Genomic DNA, 16,555 nt, shown 5'->3' with positions numbered 1-16,555 from the left:
ATTAATCTCTATCTTTTATCCAGTGGTTAAACCACATTTGAAAACATAAGATCCGCCAGATCCTGTCGGCATCAGCCCTTCGCTGCTTGTCCTGAAAACGGCGGCGTAATTTTTGAATTTCCTGAAAATCAAATACTCCACTTGCTGCAATTTCCTGCTCACTAAGATATGTATCACAAAACACCGCCAGCTCGTTCAGCAACCATTGCTGTATAGGCACTGCAAACCCTCGCTTTGGCAGGTCAAGGAGTTCCTTTGGCAGCATTGAATAATCAATTTCTTTCAGCAGGTACTTAGGAATATTATTCTTAAACTTGATGCCGGACGGAATCCTTGTCACATATTCAAACAACCGGTGATCCAGCAATGGCTCCCTACCTTCCAGGCTATATGCCATCGTAGCCCTGTCCACTTTCACCAGGATATCATCCAGCATATAAGTTTTTACATCGGTGGACTGCATTTTTTCTATTTCACTATTATTCGCAGATAAATTGCCCGTTACATCAAAAGCAGTATCCACCTTTTTATAGTTTCCTTTTAACAGCTTCTTCAGCTCATAATTGCTGAACAACCTATAATCGATCTTCTTTAAAAAAGAAGCACTTTTATCTTTTGCAAGCACAATTTCCTGTGCCCTTTCCAGTATTGCGTCCTGGTCATACCGGCCCTGCATTCTTCTATACCGGCGCATCATCCCTAATCCCCAGCTGATAGGATACTTTAAAATACGGGGAGAATTACGCAGCATATTATACAGCCCGCCCTTTGAATAGTATTTTGTGTAGCCACCAAAGATCTCATCTCCACCATCAGCGGATAACGCAACTGTAACATGAGAGCGAACCTTCTTACTCAACAGCATCGTTGGTATAGCGGATGAATCAGCAAAAGGCTCGTCATAATAAAATGGCAACTGCGGAATGATCTCCAGCGCTTCTTTTTCTGTGCAGATATATTCGTGATGTTCTGTGTTCAACAAAGCCGCGACTTCTTTCGCAATCTTCGCCTCGTTGTATGCTTCATTATCGAACCCGATTGTGAACGTCTTCAGCTTGTATCCAAGCTGTTTGGTCAGCAATGCAGTAACCAGTGAACTATCAATACCGCCGCTTAAGAATACGCCCACAGGTACATCTGCTACCATGCGATAATTAAACGCAGACTTTAACAGTTCAACCGTTTCTGCTGTAATTTCCGCTTCTGTTTTATTGTAGAATTTTTCTTTATTGAATGCAGCCAGCGGCTCCCAATATGTGACCTCACGCACTACTTTCCCTTTCTCTACATCATACTGTATGATATGGCCGGGCCTCACTTTCCGCACATGCGTGAAAATGGAATATGGGGTGGGTATATAACCATATTTCAGGTATAAAGGAATTACATCGCGGTTGATGTCCTTTTTAAATTCGGGGTGCTTATAAAATGTTTTGATCTCTGAAGAAAACATCAACAGCTTGTCTGATTCAAAAATGAACAACGGTTTTACACCAAACCGATCCCGGATAAAATACACCTGTTTATGCTTCCTGTCAAACAACACGATGGCAAACATACCAATGAACTTTGATACAGCTTCGATTCCCCATTCTTTGTATGCATAGAGGATCATCTCAGTGTCGCTACCGGTCTTAAATGAATAGCCCAGTGTTTTCAGTTCATTCCGGATCTCATCAAAATTGTAAATCTCTCCATTGAACACCACTACGAGTTCCTCATCATTGCTCAACATTGGCTGTTTGCCGGCATCTGAGAGGTCCAGTATTGCCAGGCGGCGGTGTCCCAGGAACACTTTTTCTTCCACATTACCCCAATGACTGTTACTGTCCGGACCCCGGTGTGCAAGCACCTCCAGCATTCCATCCATGATACCCTCATTGTAGTTTAATTTTGTCTTATGAATATATCCGGCGATACCGCACATGAGTTATTTTTTTAAATCAGCTACCAGGGAAAGTCCTTTATATAAAAAGATCAGCAATTGAGTTGCGAATGACAACCATGCCAATCCAATCACAGAAAAATAATAAATAACCGGCACTACAAGTACCAGGTTCATCACCGCAGAATAGGTGACCGCACGAAGTAATACCTTGTTCATATTCTGAATGGCCAGCATGTTTGTAAAGAACGCGCCAAAAGGATAAAGTATAACACTTAACACAAACACGCGTAACACTGCCAATACGACTGCATTTTCCTGCCCAACCACCAGTTTTACGATAAAAGGAGCCGCAATAAATACGCCAACCCCTATAGCGGTACAAACTGACAATAGTATAAAAAAGATCTTCTTTGATTCTTTAATATAGGCAACCATTGACTCCTTATACAGTTTTGCCTGCATAGGGAAAAATACCTGCGTAAAAGGGGTAGATACATTGTATAATCCTCTGAAAACCTTATCTGCGGCTGAATATTGCCCCACAACAAACGGTGTTTTAAAATAGGCAAGAACCAGCACATGGGTAGAGGAATACAATGTTATAAATACCCTGGATAAAAAGATCCGCCAGCTTTCTCCCAGATCAGCCTTCACATGCTGCCAGCTAGGCGCAAAAAAACGAAGGTTGTACTTAGTATATACAGGAATGACAGCTATAATACCCCCTGCCAGGAACCCGATCGAGTTGAACAGGAATACTGTTGCCAGCTGATCGGCCCTCCTGATGAATAAAAAGATGCATCCGGTGAAAAAGATCTTGATCAGCGCATTGATCATCGTCGCCACCTTCATTTTCCGGATGGCCTGATAAAACCAGATGGGAAAAATAGCCTGACCTACTACAGCAGGAAACGCCAGCAGGTATGCCAGGAAGTGATTTCGTACCTCCGGAGCAAATAATCCGGCTACCAGTAGAACGAGAAGAGAAATACCAATCAGTAAGCCTTTAGATGCCATTATGGTGTTGAATACCTTCGACTGCTCTTCCTCAGTAGCAGCCTGCGAAATATTCTTAACACCTGTTACATTAAAGCCAAAATCCACCAGGATCAGAAAATAAGTAAGCACAGTTTGTATCACTGTATACTCTCCGAATACACTTAATCCAAACACCCTGATAAGATACGGGAACGTTAGAAGGGGCAGTATATAATTTGAAGCCTGAAAAAGCGACAAATACAAAAACTCAGAAACTAATTTTTTCAACGATTTAAAATTTACTTTCTAACTGCAATTGCTTTTCAGGTGTGATATTAAGCGCCGATGATCCGGATATGCTGAATAGAAAGGAAGATCATACTATTTCAGGTTGCGCCAATACCATGCTACAGCTTCATTCAACCCATCCTTAAAGGAATAAGCCGGCTGGTAGCCCAGTAATTTTCGTGCCTTTTCAATGGAGGCCAGTGAATGTGGAATATCACCTATTCTATTCGAACCGTAAATGACAGATACATCTCCGATCTTTGCATCAAACACCTGTAGCTCTTTCTTTAGGGCGTCAGTGAGCTGAGTCAATGATGTTTGTTCACCAAATGCCACGTTATATACCTGTCCTACTGCTGCTTCAACAGCTACAAACAGCGCTTTAATATTTGCCTGCACCACGTTGTCGATATAAGTAAAGTCCCGGGAGAAGGCGCCATCCCCATTAATAACAGGACTTTCATAACGAATGAATTGGGAAACGAATTTAGGGATCACCGCTGCATATGCACCATTCGGATCCTGTCGTTGTCCGAATACATTGAAGTAGCGTAAACCAATGAGCTCCATTCCATACGTTTTTCCGAATACATCTGCGTACAGCTCATTTACATACTTTGTCACCGCGTAAGGTGATAAAGGTTTTCCGATGTGCTCTTCTACCTTAGGCAGACCAGGATGATCTCCGTATGTACTGGAACTGGCGGCGTACACAAAGCGTTTGCAATTTTCATCCCTTACAGCAACCAGCATGTTCAGAAATCCTGAAACATTAATATCATTGGTGGTGATAGGATCATTGATGGAACGTGGCACTGAGCCAAGCGCAGCCTGGTGTAGCACGTAGTCTATACCCTTTACTGCGGCTTTACAATCTTCCAGGTTCCGGATATCCCCTTCCTGCAGTTCGAAGGCCGGGTTATCCATGAACTCCTCCAAATTTTTCCTGTGTCCGGTTATAAAATTATCTAACACCCGCACTTTCCCTGCACCATGTTTGAGCAGGTATTCTACCAGGTTGGAACCTATAAATCCTGCTCCTCCGGTTACCAGGAAAGAATGTCCTGAAAGCTGACCGGGATGATAAATTGTATTATACATGAATTAATTAATATTGAATTAAAGCCTTCCGTCTACTATTTCCTTAGCCAGCACCCCTTTCACATCATAGACAACACTCGTATCCTTACACAATCCTTTAATATCAAGGCCGTTGAACTGTTTGTGTGCTACGGCAGAAATAACTGCATCATAATCACAGGTACCATCCAGTTCCTGCACAGAATCCCAGCCATATTCATGTTTTACTTCCGCAGGATTTGCCCACGGATCATACACTACGATTTCGGTTTCATATTCTTTCAGTGCAGTGAGAATATCGATTACCCTGGTATTTCTTACATCCGGGCAGTTCTCTTTGAAGGTAAAACCCAGTACCAGTATTTTTGCTCCTTTTACAGGAATGCTCTTCTTCACCATCAGCTTTACCACTTCCATGGCTACATACTGACCCATACCGTCATTCAGCCGGCGGCCCGCCAGGATAATTTCGGGGTGGTAACCCAGCTCCTGTGCTTTCTGGGCCAGGTAGTAAGGATCTACACCAATACAGTGGCCACCTACTAATCCAGGTTTAAACTTGAGAAAGTTCCATTTGGTACCTGCGGCATTCAATACATCTTCTGTATCAATACCCATCCTGTTAAAGATCTTTGCGAGTTCATTTACAAAAGCGATGTTGATATCACGCTGAGAGTTCTCAATTACCTTTGCTGCTTCCGCCACTTTGATAGATGCAGCTTTGTAGGTACCTGCCACTATCACAGAGTTATACAATGCATCTACTTTATCCGCTGTTTCCGGGGTAGAGCCGGAAGTTACCTTTAGTATTTTTGATACAGTATGTTCCTTATCGCCGGGGTTAATACGCTCAGGAGAGTAGCCTGCAAAGAAGTCAACATTGAATTTTAAGCCAGATACCCTTTCCAGTACAGGAACGCACTCTTCTTCTGTAACACCCGGATATACAGTTGACTCGTACACGACGATGTCTCCTTTCTTCAATACTTTGCCGACAGTTTCACTGGCTTTGTACAATGGGGTCAGGTCTGGCCTGTTGTGCTTATCTACTGGGGTAGGCACAGTTACAATGAAATAATTACAATTCCGTATCTCCTCTAAATTCGCAGTACAAAGCAGGCCGGAAGATGCATTGATGTCTTTTGTCAGGACTTTCAACAGATCTTTGCTGGCTACTTCAAGTGTAAAATCATTTCCTTCGTTTAACTCTCCTACCCTCTTCTGATTAATATCAAATCCAATGGTCAGGTATTTTTTGGCAAATTCGACCGCTAGTGGCAATCCGACATATCCCAATCCAATTACCGCTAATCTTGCGTTTGGCACCATAAAGTTGTGATATTTTAGTTGAGGTTTATTTTATGCTTTTTTAGATTTCTGTAATCTTGACTTCAATCCTTTAGATGGTTTGCTACCATCGGTATCGCCGGCATAGCCATAGCCATAACCATAACCGTATCCATAACCATATCCGCTGGCACGATCCATTTTCACGTCATTCACAACCAGGTTGACTTTTGGCATTTTCCGCTGCAGGTACAGGTCACGGCTAATCTGTAATTGTGCCTTAAATGTGAAGCCTTGTCTTACAATGTATAGGGTGGCGTCGGCATATTTAGCGAGCAGCTGACCGTCTGTTACCAGACCTACTGGTGCTGTATCCACAATAATGTAATCAAATTCCTGGCGTAAATGCTCAAATAATTTTTCCGTCTTCTCCAATAGCAATAATTCTGCCGGGTTTGGCGGAATCGGACCAGAAGTGATCAGGCTACAATTGGGGTGAATATCTGAAGGGCGGATTACATCTTCGATTAAGGTCTTACCAATAGCATAGGTACTGAAGCCCGTTTGATTGTTTACTCCCAGGTTCAGGGAGATCTTTGGCTTTCTCAGGTCCATTTCCATGAGCACGACTTTCTTGCCGGAAAGAGCCAGAACTGCTGCGAGGTTGGTCGCAATAAAAGATTTCCCCTCACCACTCATGCTGGATGTAACCAGAATGATCTTTTCATTTTTCCCGGACAGTACGAACTGGAGGTTCGTTCTGATAGCGCGGAACTGCTCAACCAATGGCAGGGAAGAATTTTCTTTCTTTACCACCACCAGGTCTTTATATTCGCTGTGTCCGATCTCTGCCAGGATAGGCACAGGGCTATTTTCCTTGATATCGTTCTTATAGGCGATCCTTGTGCTCAGGATATCTTTCAGGTATAAACAAAGCGAAGGAATTGCAATACCGACCAGTAAACCGATCAGGATCACCAGGGAATGCTTGGGTTTAAAAGGTATCGGTTCGCTCTTTGCAGGATCGATCACCCTTGCAATCGCCATATTGGATGACTTGGAAATGGCAGATTCCTCACGTCTTTTCAGCAGGAAAAGGTACAATTCCTGTTTGATAGCCTGTTGCCTTGAGTAGTCCAGGAAGATCCTTTCTTTTCCAGGCACCTGGTGAATCTGGCTATTTAATGCGGAAGAACGGGTCTGTAATTCCCGGATGCTCACTTCCACACCGCGTTTGTACGTACCGAGGCTTGTTTGAAGGTCTGCTCTTAAACCAGCGATCTGTATGTCGACATTTTTCACCACAGGGTTTGCTTCTGTATTTGTCATCAGCAAACGTTCTCTTTCCAGCTCCAGGTTATTGTACTTTTCAACCAGTGACATAAATGTCGGGTCCTGTACGATCAGTGCAGTTGGAACGATGCGGGTATTATTTTTATCGTCTTTGATATAGGATTCGAGTGACTTAATTACGCTCAGGTTAACTTCCTGCTCAGTCAGTTGCTTTGCAAAATCGGTGGTACCACTGATCAGGGCTTTAGACTGTTCAGTAATATCAGCGAGGTTATTATCCTGTTTGAATTGCTGAATGTCTTTTTCAACGCCTGACAATTCACTGCTCACTACTACCAGGCGCCTGTCAATAAATGTGATGGTGCTGTCTGCAATACGGTTCTTATCTTCCACATTTGCATGCAGGTAGGCATTGATCAGGGAATTGACGATCAACTCTCCTTTGGCAGGAACGGTAGAAATAAGGGACATATCGATCACGCTCACCTGTTTGTTTGGAACAGAGATCGCAAAGTTCTTCTGGTAATTGGCAACGGCATTATCGATAGAGATCACCTGGATGCCATATTTATGACCTGCATCTACCGGGAATTGCCATTCACGGGTTAAAACGGCGGCGCCTTCTGTCAGCTTCAGGGTATCACCCCATTTGCCATTGATCTTTCCCATGCCCTTGCTGGAGATCTCAAAACCCTGTTCTCCTTTTGTAATTACCTGGTAATCATTAGGAATAAGCGTATCTCTCAGGGATACCCAATGTAATTTGAAGGGAACATTTCCAAATATTTCGGCAGTCTTGATCCGACCGGATTCAGTATACAATACATTCAATTGCAGGTCATGCACAACCTTTTCCATGAGGGAGCGGGATTTCAGCACTTCCACTTCATTATCCACGTTATCCTTATTATTGAACATGGACAACTGGGAAAGAATTTCCTGCCCGGGAAAATCCCCTCCTTTCTTATCATCTTTTACAATGATCTTTGCATTTATTTTATAATCCGGGTTGGCATATCTTAAATATGCCATGGCTATACCGACACCTAAGATTAAAGACAAAACAAACCAATACCAGTTGGAAATTACTTTATCAACAATCCTTCTTACTACTATTTTACTATCTGTACTGTCACTTTTAAAGGTCTGCCCGTTAACGTGACCATTCAGATGCATATTATCGCTACTATTCATATACTTTATATGAAATTATACTAGAAATTGATTCTGGAAACTGCAATGATCACTACAGATATTACAGAGGTCAGGATAGAAATGTTTCTTACCTGCGACATATCAGTCGAATTTACCTTGGCTTTGTTTGGCTCTATATATACCACATCACCCTGATGTAAATAGAAGTATGGAGAGGAAAACAATTTACTATCATTCAGGTTGAAGCGTACAAAATCCTTTTTACCATTATTATCCCTGATCAGCAGTACATTTTCTCTTTTGCCATAAATGGTCAGATCACCGGCCATTCCAATCGCATCAAGAATGCTTACCTTTTCGTTGGGCATTACATATGCAGCTGGTCTTGTTACTTCTCCAAGTACAGTAATCTTAAAATTTGCAAAACGAACGACCACAACAGGATCTTTATAATATTGGTCTGCGCCTTTCTTAATCTCATCTCTGACCTGGTCAGTAGTTTTACCAGCTACCATTATTTTCCCGATTATAGGAAGTACAACATAACCATTTTTATCAACCAGGTAGCTGTTAGGTACAGGCGTATTTGTAGAAGGAACACCAGGAACAGCCACGGGGCTGGCACCATTGGTTGCTAAAATCGAATTCCCGGGGTTCATCATGGATGTTGTGGCTACATCCAGCGTCTGTATAGTGACTTGTAAAATATCATCTGCCTGAATAGTTGGAGTTACAAATGCGGCTAGCTCGACACTACGATTATTAATTGTATCTGGAATATCTTTAAAGTACGTTATATTCTTAGGACTGGAACAAGAAAACAAGCTAACTAAAACAATACATCCTATCCACAGATATTTAATAGGGCTATATTGGCGTATCCCTTCCTTTTTAATTAGATTCATTTATTTAAATAATTGTTTAAAAATGATGGTTCCGTTATAAGCAAATTTATGCCTGCAAACTTAGGACAATTTTATTTTATCTTTATCCAATTGCTCATATGCGGAATTCTTACTAATAAACTCGGGGACCAATTGCTTCATTAGTGCCACTGTTGGTGTAATCTAGTGCTTATTAGCGGATTCTATCAGTTGCTCAATTCTTGCATTTACTTCAGCGAAATCGTACTCTCTGACCTTGGCTATCATGATTTTCTCATGATATGTACTCACAGTATTCTCAGAATTATTAAGTAGTTCCTCATATAATTTCTCTCCGGGGCGAAGGCCGGTATAGACAATCTGGATGTCTTTTCCTGGTTCATGGCCGCTCATCTGGATCATTTTCCTTGCCAGGTGGGCAATTTTTACCGGCTGTCCCATGTCGAACACGAAAATTTCACCTCCCTGACCCATTGCGCCTGCTTCCAGAACAAGCTGGCAGGCTTCGGGGATGGTCATGAAGTAGCGTGTAATTTCCGGGTGGGTCACGGTAAGTGGTCCTCCTTTCTCTAGTTGCTGTTTGAAGCGGGGAATAACACTTCCATTTGAACCAAGTACATTTCCAAATCGGGTTGTGATGAACCTGGTAGGTGGGTGACCATATACAGGACCGGTTTTTTTGTAATGTTTGTGCATGTGATGGTTAAAAGACTGGGTAAAGATCTCGGCAATCCTTTTGGATGCGCCCATCACATTGGTTGGGTTAACAGCTTTATCAGTTGATACTGTTACAAATTTTTCCACGCCGAAGTCCGCAGACAGTTCAGCCAGGATTTTGGTACCTAATACATTATTAATCACCGCAACTGACGGATTTTTTTCCATCATTGGCACATGCTTGTAGGCAGCTGCGTGGTATACCATCGTTGGTGCGTAAACTTCAAATAGCTGCTGCATGCGTGTTCTATCACAGACATTTGCAATAAATGGCACAATTGCTACATTGTAAGCCATATCCAACAACTCAAGCTCAAGTTCGTGCAAAGGGGATTCCGCCTTATCGCAGAGAATTAAAACGGAAGGCTGCAGCTTTACGAGCTGTCGAACTAATTCACTACCAATAGAACCTGCAGCACCAGTTACCAGGATTGACTTGCCTTTTGCTTCTTTTTGAACCTGCGCATTATTGATTTTAATAACGGATCGATCCAGCAAGTCTTCAATTTTTATATCCTGGAGCTTGGAGGAATTCCAGCCTGAATTGATCCATTTGTTGACAGGTAAAACTTTTTGAACTTTAATATTGAGAGAGAGGCAATGGTCTACCAGGTTATTTAATAACTGGGTGTCCATTACTTCTTCCGTGATAAGGAGAAGTTTTATATCATCCTGTTTAGCCAGTTTTTCCAGAGAAGCCCTGTTTGTGGCATAGATAGGTAATCCTTCCAATCGCTTGCCAGCCCGGGTCAGCATATCATCTAAAAATCCACAGATACGAATACTCCCGGAGACATCTTCACTTATAGCCTTACGTACCATCAGGCCTGAGTAGGAAGCATTGTAGATAACAGCCTTGGTTTTATTAATCGTACCGTATCGGGCATAATAATGGAAAGCCCACTTTACGAATAACCTATAAGACAAAAGGGCGGAAATACTAATGAAGAAGTTAATAAGGATGATAGACAATGGAAACATGACACTAGTGCTGTTATGCACAGCAGCATAGTTCACAGAAAAATAGATTAGACTTCCAAATAACCCCATCCCTGATATTCTGCCTACATCGGACATACTAGTATATCGGACAATACCGGTATAAGTACGGAATATCAGTGAAGATAACAGGTTCGTACATAGCACTACCACCATGATATCTTTCAGGGGATAATGGCTAAAATCTTCGAGGTTAAAATTGAACCTAAGCAAATAAGCCAGGCTCATAGCAACAATAGAACACCCGAGGTCTAATAGTAATATCAGCCAGGCCGGGGTTATCCAAGATCTCTTAGTCATCGAATTAATTAGATAAGGTTAAAACTGTACCAGTGATTTAAATTGTCCCAATCTCCAATACTTACCCTTATTATCATGTTTATGTCGTACGAGATAAACAACGTGCAAAGTAAATATATTAAATTAACTTTTGCATTAAGAATAGGCATTTAAGATTAGATGTTTTTTTTAATCATATAAATTATCCATAATTTAGATATATTTTGTAAATATAAATTAATAAAAGATAATTACTTGTATCGATTTTTGGTCGATTAGTCTGGAAGGCCTTTAATAGGAAGTAAATGTATTTATTAAAAAAATACGTATTTATACGTACCTATCAGGGAGGTTCCTATTTTGAACGTTTAACGGGAATTGTAATGATTTTTATGACAATTCGCATCGTATCCAATATCAACAGGGATACAAATGATCCGACGAAATGCCTGCACAAAAGTTCTCCTGGGAGGCTAGATTAACTCTAAAAGCTTGTTGTGTCAGATATATTCCAATAAATTTAAATCTGGCATCCTCCTATTTCACAATAACCTTCAGTGATGACTTATTAAACAAACTTTGTACCAATTGAAGGTCTTTACAAAGAATATGCATCGAACAGATAACAATTTTTACAGAAGATTGTTTTTGTTTTTCAGAAAAACAACTCAATGAAGTAATAACAAATAAGGGTTATTACTTATGCCAGTAATTTATCGGTATATGTATTTTGTGGTTTCCGTTTTTGGGGATATCGGGGTAAGTAAATTATTCTCCGTCTCTATGCCATATGTAGGATTTTTTGAAACACTTATAACAAATGTATCGCCTCAGGGGTAAAACTCCCAGGAGATACTTAACGATAAAGCCACGGGGCACACGATCCTCAAGTATACCGCCTTTGCAACGCGGACAACGATGAACTCTTTTAGTAGCATTAGTTTGCGGGATTGCAGCATGTTGATTGTGATTCATAATTTAATCAGTAAAAGTTGTGTACATATAATCGTACCCGTTAATAACGACAACATCCATTTATGGTAAAACGTTCAAGGCGTATGGTTAAAATTCTTTGGAGGGGAAAGAAACTTATAAAATGCGCATTATTTATAAATCAAAATTAATACTATCGATAATACAAAAACAATAATGATTTGTTAACAAAATTTGATGGACATCCCAAATCCACGCCACGTCTATAAATAAACGGAAACTTTCATTATAAGAATCTATGTATTACCACCTATATCGCACATTTTAATACGAATAGTCATCCATTCTATGGGTCTTTTTACAATCAGCAGGCGGGTAAACCATAAGAAGAACAATAATTATGCAAATTATGTTCACACGGATATATTAATTATATAGTCATATTAGGTCAGTGTCTTGCTTTACAGCAGGTGCTTTTATGGAAGGTTTGTTTTAGATCTTATCGTCCTGAGGATTCTAAATATATAAGTTTTAAGTACTTTAGGGTATGAAAGGGTTGAAACTTGATACAAGTAGCAAAATTCCCGTTTATCAGCAAATAGTGCATTCCATAATGGCAGCCGTGAGGGATGGGGTATTAAAGCGTGACCAGCAAATACCCTCTATAAATGAACTGAGTGAAGAATACCTGTTATCACGCGGTACTGTGGAGAAAGCGTATAATGAACTGAGGGATAAGAAAGTAATTATATCAGTAAAAGGTAAGGGGTATTTTATCAATCGTACCGATGTCACAACCCCCTTACGGATCTTACTCTTATTTAATAAAATAAGTAATTATAAGAAGCAGTTGTATAATGCATTTGTGCATGCATTAGGGGATAATGTATTTGTAGACTTGCACATTCATCATCATAGTGTCGCTTTGTTCGAAAGTTTGATGAATAACCGGATTGGGGATTATGATTTCTATGTGATTATGCCTCATTTTTATGAGCAATCAGAGAAGGTATTGGAGATCATACAACAGGTACCGGCAGACCAGCTGATCTTACTGGACAGAGACCTGCCTGGCCTGAAAGGAAGATACGGAATGGTATATCAGAATTTTGAGAAGGATATATATGCTTCATTGACAGATGCATTACCACAACTGTTGAAGTATGATAGGTTGGTATACGCGAATCCTGGGATGACACCATACCCCGAGGAGATCAAGATGGGCTTCCAGTACTTTTGCAGAATGAATGATTTTAATTATTCCGTGATAGACGGGGTTGAGCTGAACACCCCCGTAAAAAAAGGACAGGCGTATGTGATCATTGAGGAAATGGACCTGGTCAATCTGGTGAAAATTTGCCGCAATCAGGGATTGGAAGTTGGGAAAGATGTGGGCATCGTAAGCTATAATGAAACCTTGTTGAAGGAGGTCCTGTTAGATGGTATAACAGTTATTTCTACCGACCACGATGCGATGGGCCAGGCAGCAGCAAGGATGATCCTGGAGAGGAAGCTGGAAGTGGTGAAGAATGACTTTAAACTGATAGTGAGGAATTCCTTATAACAAACTTTTAGGATTAATATCCATTGCAATGACCACTTTAAAAGAAGCCATTGCAATGGATTATTTTTTTCCCTCCATATACTCCCCTAACTGCGACATATTCGTGTCCCCTGATTTTTTCAAAGATTCGATAATACGTTTCCGCTCTTCATCAGTTTTATTCTGACTGAGTTTCTTCTTCCCCTGGAGGGTAGTCACCGCTATTTCAAATGCGACAATACCATTCGCCATTTTATATTTAAATGCCTCTGGCAATTCATTCCACTGGGCCATATAAGCTGGCTCATAATCTTCGATGGCCGATTCCAGTAGTGCCATTACCGCTTCTTTATCGTCGATAATATTTGCCTTGCCGTATGCGTGTACAGAGAGGTAGTTCCAGGTAGGAACGGATTGCCTGCTGTCATAATTGGAAGGAGAAATGTATGCATGGGGTTCCGAGAAAATAACCAGGTTTTGCTGGTCTGTAATCCCCTGCCATTGTTTATTCGCTTTTGCTATATGCGTGGTGAGGATGAGTTGCCCGTCTTTCATTTTTGCATGAAAAGGCAGATGAGTGGCAACAGGGATCCCTTCTATATTCGTAACAAGGGTTCCAAAGCTGTAGCGCTGAATGAAAGAAAGGATTTCAGCAGGATTGTCCATTAGGTTATCGTGTGGTATATACATAGAACAAAGGTGTGTAATTTCAAGGTTTTTTTCAGGTGCCAGCAGGGAAATATCCGGTAGTCCAGAGAATAGCTATTTTTGCATCATGATGACCTTGACAGATATTATACACCGGATCCATCCGATACCTGCAGCAGCGGTAGCAAAACTACTGGGCATTGCGGAGGTAGTATCGTTTCAAAAATACCATTTGTTATTCAGGGCAGATAAGATCGATCATGACCTGTATTTTATTAAAAAAGGGATTGTAAGGGCGTTTACAGAGAAAGACGATACGAGTATTACTTTTTTCTTTGGTATGGAGGGCGATCCGGTGCTATCGATGAAAAGCTACGTAAGCAGGGAGAAGAGTTATGAGGATATAGAATTGCTGGAGGACAGTGATCTGTATCAGTTTGATGGGGCAGCCCTGGAAGCCTTGTATAATGAGGATCTTTATATTGCTAACTGGGGACGTAAACTGGCAGAGAAAGAGCTGGCAAAGACAGAAGAGCGCCTGATAGCAAGGCAGTTCAGAACAGCCTCAGAGCGGTATGGAGATTTAATGCAGGATACACCGGAGTTGCTGAGGAGGGTATCGCTGGGGCATATAGCGAGTTACCTGGGAATTACACAGGTCAGTTTGAGCAGGATCAGGACAAAGCAGTAGGCTTGCAGGTGGTTCTTACTACGATGTTCCTGCTTCATTTTTTATCATTTGTATAAAATATTCTCCCCCTCTATTCAGACCTTTGCCGCTATGAATTGGATAATATTAGTTCTTGCGGGATTACTGGAAACAGCATTTACATTTTGTTTAGGCAAAGCCCAGGCTGTGAGCGGCACTACAGCCTATGGCTGGTATACGGCATTGGTCATTGCAATGGCATTCAGCCTTGGTTTGCTGATGAAAGCAGCACAGACCATTCCTATCGGTACAGCCTACACGGTATGGACCGGTATAGGAACTGTGTGCACGGTATTAGTAGGTATTTTTGTATTCAAAGATCCGGTAAATACATGGCGTATTATTTTTATTACGCTATTGATCGGGTCTATTATTGGATTGAAAGTAGTAGGAGAATGATCCGGATTTGGATCATTCTTTTATAATGCAAAAGCGTACTATAATTATTTACCGGATTGAATCCCAGGTATGGTGCAAGGTTAATTCTTCTTTGCCTGGTTAGGAAGCATCTTCTTTCTTATTTCTAATCCTCCCTGGTCCTGTCTTTTCCTAATTGGCGGCATCCTCAATTACTTTTCCTATTTGCCTGAACAGTTCCCTGCCTGTCTCAGCAAGTTCCCAGTCTCCCTGCTCTTATAAGAAGGCTATAGGCAAGACATAATGCTATAAGTTTATTATGATGTTATTAAAAGCACATTAGAAGGTCACTTCAATATCGGTTTGATATTGAAGTGACCTTCTAATATACATTTAGTGAAGTAGTAATACTCATTTAGCATTGATACTTACCTATATTTCACGGCTTATTCTTATTATTGCTTTATAACCCCAAAACCAGCTATCATGGCTCTTGTAAAAGACAACATACTCCTTCAGTCCGTACGCGGCACCCTCGGCGGAGAAATCACCATTTACGAACGGAATGGCCAGATCATAATGGCTAAAAAACGCGGACGGTCCAATAAAAAACCGACCCCAAAGCAACAGGAAGCGCGTTATAAGATGATGGTTGCTGCTGCTTATGCAAAGCAAATGCTGAAGGATCCGGTCCTTAAAGACTATTATAAGTCCAAAGCAGGCCCCGGACAGAACGCTTACAACATGGCAGTTAAAGATGCCTATAACTCGCCTGAAATACAGCATATTCAATTCGAAGACACAACAGTTGTTGTAAAAGCAAAAGATGAATTCCGGGTTGCAGCAGTTGAAGTGCGCGTACTCGACTCTGCAGGTACAATCCTGGAAAGAGGAGCCGCCATCCCGGGCCGGAATGGAGTGGACTGGTATTACAAAGCCGCCAGTCTGCCAGCTGGCGGGAAATTAATTGCTGTTGCGGTGGATCTGCCAGGAAATGAAACCGTGCGAGAAATCCATTTGGAATAAATACTGCCTGTTTTAAATAATTATTTCATTTGTCCTGGTTTGAAAAGCCGCATCATTGAGCCGGTTTAGGGCTGCTATTCCCCGTCTCCAGCTGCTTTACCCCCACCTTTTCCATCGCTTCCCCCTCGTCACTGTCTCCTTCGTATACACCAGATACCCCAGCACCAGCACTCAAATCCGATCTTTTCTGTCATCCGCACCAATTCCCTTTTCAGAAACGTTATATCAATCGTATCGTTATTAAAAGTTTCCTGGGTCGAAATACTCTTCTGCTCTGAATAAGGTACTACGGGTGTTTCATCAATCCCATTCGAACGCCCTGATAATTCAAGCCCGTTCTTTCCAAACCATGCTCCCAGCAAAGTGGGTGGAATTTCGGACAAAATAGTATAAAGCAGGTAGACCAAACCCTATCCTGCCCGCCCAAAAAACAAATCCCACTATCAACCTATTAAAAAAATAGTATTTTTGACCGAATGCAAAACGTGTGT

At 41.4% G+C, this 16,555-nt stretch carries 13 protein-coding genes; 4 read left to right on the top strand and 9 right to left on the bottom strand.

Features of this window, described 5'->3' with window-relative positions; translation table 11 throughout:
• Position 1: 1 nt before the first annotated feature.
• The 7 genes from asnB to U0033_RS00810 all read right to left on the bottom strand — a co-directional run bounded on the left by asnB (position 2) and on the right by U0033_RS00810 (position 10,869).
• The gene (asnB, locus tag U0033_RS00840) at positions 2-1,927 is read right to left on the bottom strand and encodes an asparagine synthase (glutamine-hydrolyzing) (RefSeq protein ID WP_072357322.1); all 1,926 of its coding nucleotides are present in this window, start codon (positions 1,925-1,927) and stop codon (positions 2-4) included.
• Between the two features lie 3 nt (positions 1,928-1,930).
• On the bottom strand, positions 1,931-3,124 hold the full coding sequence (locus U0033_RS00835) for an oligosaccharide flippase family protein (RefSeq protein WP_245801718.1): 1,194 nt from the start codon (positions 3,122-3,124) through the stop codon (positions 1,931-1,933).
• A gap of 123 nt (positions 3,125-3,247) precedes the next feature.
• Positions 3,248-4,255, bottom strand: a complete 1,008-nt coding sequence (locus U0033_RS00830; RefSeq protein ID WP_072357320.1) for an SDR family oxidoreductase — start codon at positions 4,253-4,255, stop codon at positions 3,248-3,250.
• Positions 4,256-4,273: 18 nt separating this feature from the next.
• Entirely contained in the window at positions 4,274-5,563 is a 1,290-nt protein-coding gene (locus tag U0033_RS00825) for a nucleotide sugar dehydrogenase (protein WP_072357319.1), read from the bottom strand.
• 30 nt (positions 5,564-5,593) lie between these two features.
• Positions 5,594-8,008, bottom strand: a complete 2,415-nt coding sequence (locus tag U0033_RS00820; RefSeq protein ID WP_083571349.1) for a GumC family protein — start codon at positions 8,006-8,008, stop codon at positions 5,594-5,596.
• Positions 8,009-8,028: 20 nt separating this feature from the next.
• Complete coding sequence (locus U0033_RS00815; protein WP_072357318.1) at positions 8,029-8,874, bottom strand: polysaccharide biosynthesis/export family protein; 846 nt, start codon at positions 8,872-8,874, stop codon at positions 8,029-8,031.
• A 162-nt stretch (positions 8,875-9,036) separates the two neighbouring features.
• Positions 9,037-10,869, bottom strand: a complete 1,833-nt coding sequence (locus U0033_RS00810; RefSeq protein WP_218163985.1) for a polysaccharide biosynthesis protein — start codon at positions 10,867-10,869, stop codon at positions 9,037-9,039.
• A gap of 1,525 nt (positions 10,870-12,394) precedes the next feature.
• On the opposite strand from U0033_RS00810, the gene U0033_RS00805 reads away from it, so the two are divergent.
• Positions 12,395-13,345 (top strand): GntR family transcriptional regulator, encoded by a 951-nt coding sequence (locus tag U0033_RS00805; protein WP_245801713.1) that lies wholly within the window; start codon positions 12,395-12,397, stop codon positions 13,343-13,345.
• A 60-nt stretch (positions 13,346-13,405) separates the two neighbouring features.
• Here U0033_RS00805 and U0033_RS00800 read toward each other — a convergent pair whose 3' ends face one another.
• Entirely contained in the window at positions 13,406-14,014 is a 609-nt protein-coding gene (locus U0033_RS00800; RefSeq protein WP_072357316.1) for an FMN-binding negative transcriptional regulator, read from the bottom strand.
• A gap of 85 nt (positions 14,015-14,099) precedes the next feature.
• Between U0033_RS00800 and U0033_RS00795 the strand changes: the two genes are divergently transcribed.
• The 3 genes from U0033_RS00795 (at position 14,100) to U0033_RS00785 (ending at position 16,064) form a co-directional block, all read left to right on the top strand.
• Positions 14,100-14,663 (top strand): Crp/Fnr family transcriptional regulator, encoded by a 564-nt coding sequence (locus U0033_RS00795; RefSeq protein ID WP_245801712.1) that lies wholly within the window; start codon positions 14,100-14,102, stop codon positions 14,661-14,663.
• Positions 14,664-14,753: 90 nt separating this feature from the next.
• Complete coding sequence (locus tag U0033_RS00790) at positions 14,754-15,080, top strand: DMT family transporter (RefSeq protein ID WP_072357315.1); 327 nt, start codon at positions 14,754-14,756, stop codon at positions 15,078-15,080.
• Between the two features lie 444 nt (positions 15,081-15,524).
• The gene (locus U0033_RS00785) at positions 15,525-16,064 is read left to right on the top strand and encodes a hypothetical protein (RefSeq protein WP_072357314.1); all 540 of its coding nucleotides are present in this window, start codon (positions 15,525-15,527) and stop codon (positions 16,062-16,064) included.
• 52 nt (positions 16,065-16,116) lie between these two features.
• Here the strand turns inward: U0033_RS00785 and U0033_RS00780 are convergent, their stop codons facing one another.
• On the bottom strand, positions 16,117-16,239 hold the full coding sequence (locus U0033_RS00780; protein ID WP_262487754.1) for a hypothetical protein: 123 nt from the start codon (positions 16,237-16,239) through the stop codon (positions 16,117-16,119).
• Positions 16,240-16,555: the final 316 nt, after the last annotated feature.

The organism is Chitinophaga sancti, assembly GCF_034424315.1.
In the GTDB taxonomy this organism is placed as follows: Bacteria; Bacteroidota; Bacteroidia; order Chitinophagales; family Chitinophagaceae; genus Chitinophaga; species Chitinophaga sancti.
This window is presented reverse-complemented; position numbering and strand designations above follow the sequence as displayed.

Coding starts and splice junctions, on each gene's coding strand:
- U0033_RS00810 (WP_218163985.1), bottom strand. CDS start 10,869: ATGACTAAGAGATCTTGGATAACCCCGGCCTGGCTGATATTACTATTA.
- U0033_RS00785 (WP_072357314.1), top strand. CDS start 15,525: ATGGCTCTTGTAAAAGACAACATACTCCTTCAGTCCGTACGCGGCACC.
- U0033_RS00795 (WP_245801712.1), top strand. CDS start 14,100: ATGATGACCTTGACAGATATTATACACCGGATCCATCCGATACCTGCA.
- U0033_RS00815 (WP_072357318.1), bottom strand. CDS start 8,874: ATGAATCTAATTAAAAAGGAAGGGATACGCCAATATAGCCCTATTAAA.
- U0033_RS00805 (WP_245801713.1), top strand. CDS start 12,395: ATGGCAGCCGTGAGGGATGGGGTATTAAAGCGTGACCAGCAAATACCC.
- U0033_RS00825 (WP_072357319.1), bottom strand. CDS start 5,563: ATGGTGCCAAACGCAAGATTAGCGGTAATTGGATTGGGATATGTCGGA.
- U0033_RS00800 (WP_072357316.1), bottom strand. CDS start 14,014: ATGTATATACCACACGATAACCTAATGGACAATCCTGCTGAAATCCTT.
- U0033_RS00790 (WP_072357315.1), top strand. CDS start 14,754: ATGAATTGGATAATATTAGTTCTTGCGGGATTACTGGAAACAGCATTT.
- U0033_RS00830 (WP_072357320.1), bottom strand. CDS start 4,255: ATGTATAATACAATTTATCATCCCGGTCAGCTTTCAGGACATTCTTTC.
- asnB (WP_072357322.1), bottom strand. CDS start 1,927: ATGTGCGGTATCGCCGGATATATTCATAAGACAAAATTAAACTACAAT.
- U0033_RS00820 (WP_083571349.1), bottom strand. CDS start 8,008: ATGAATAGTAGCGATAATATGCATCTGAATGGTCACGTTAACGGGCAG.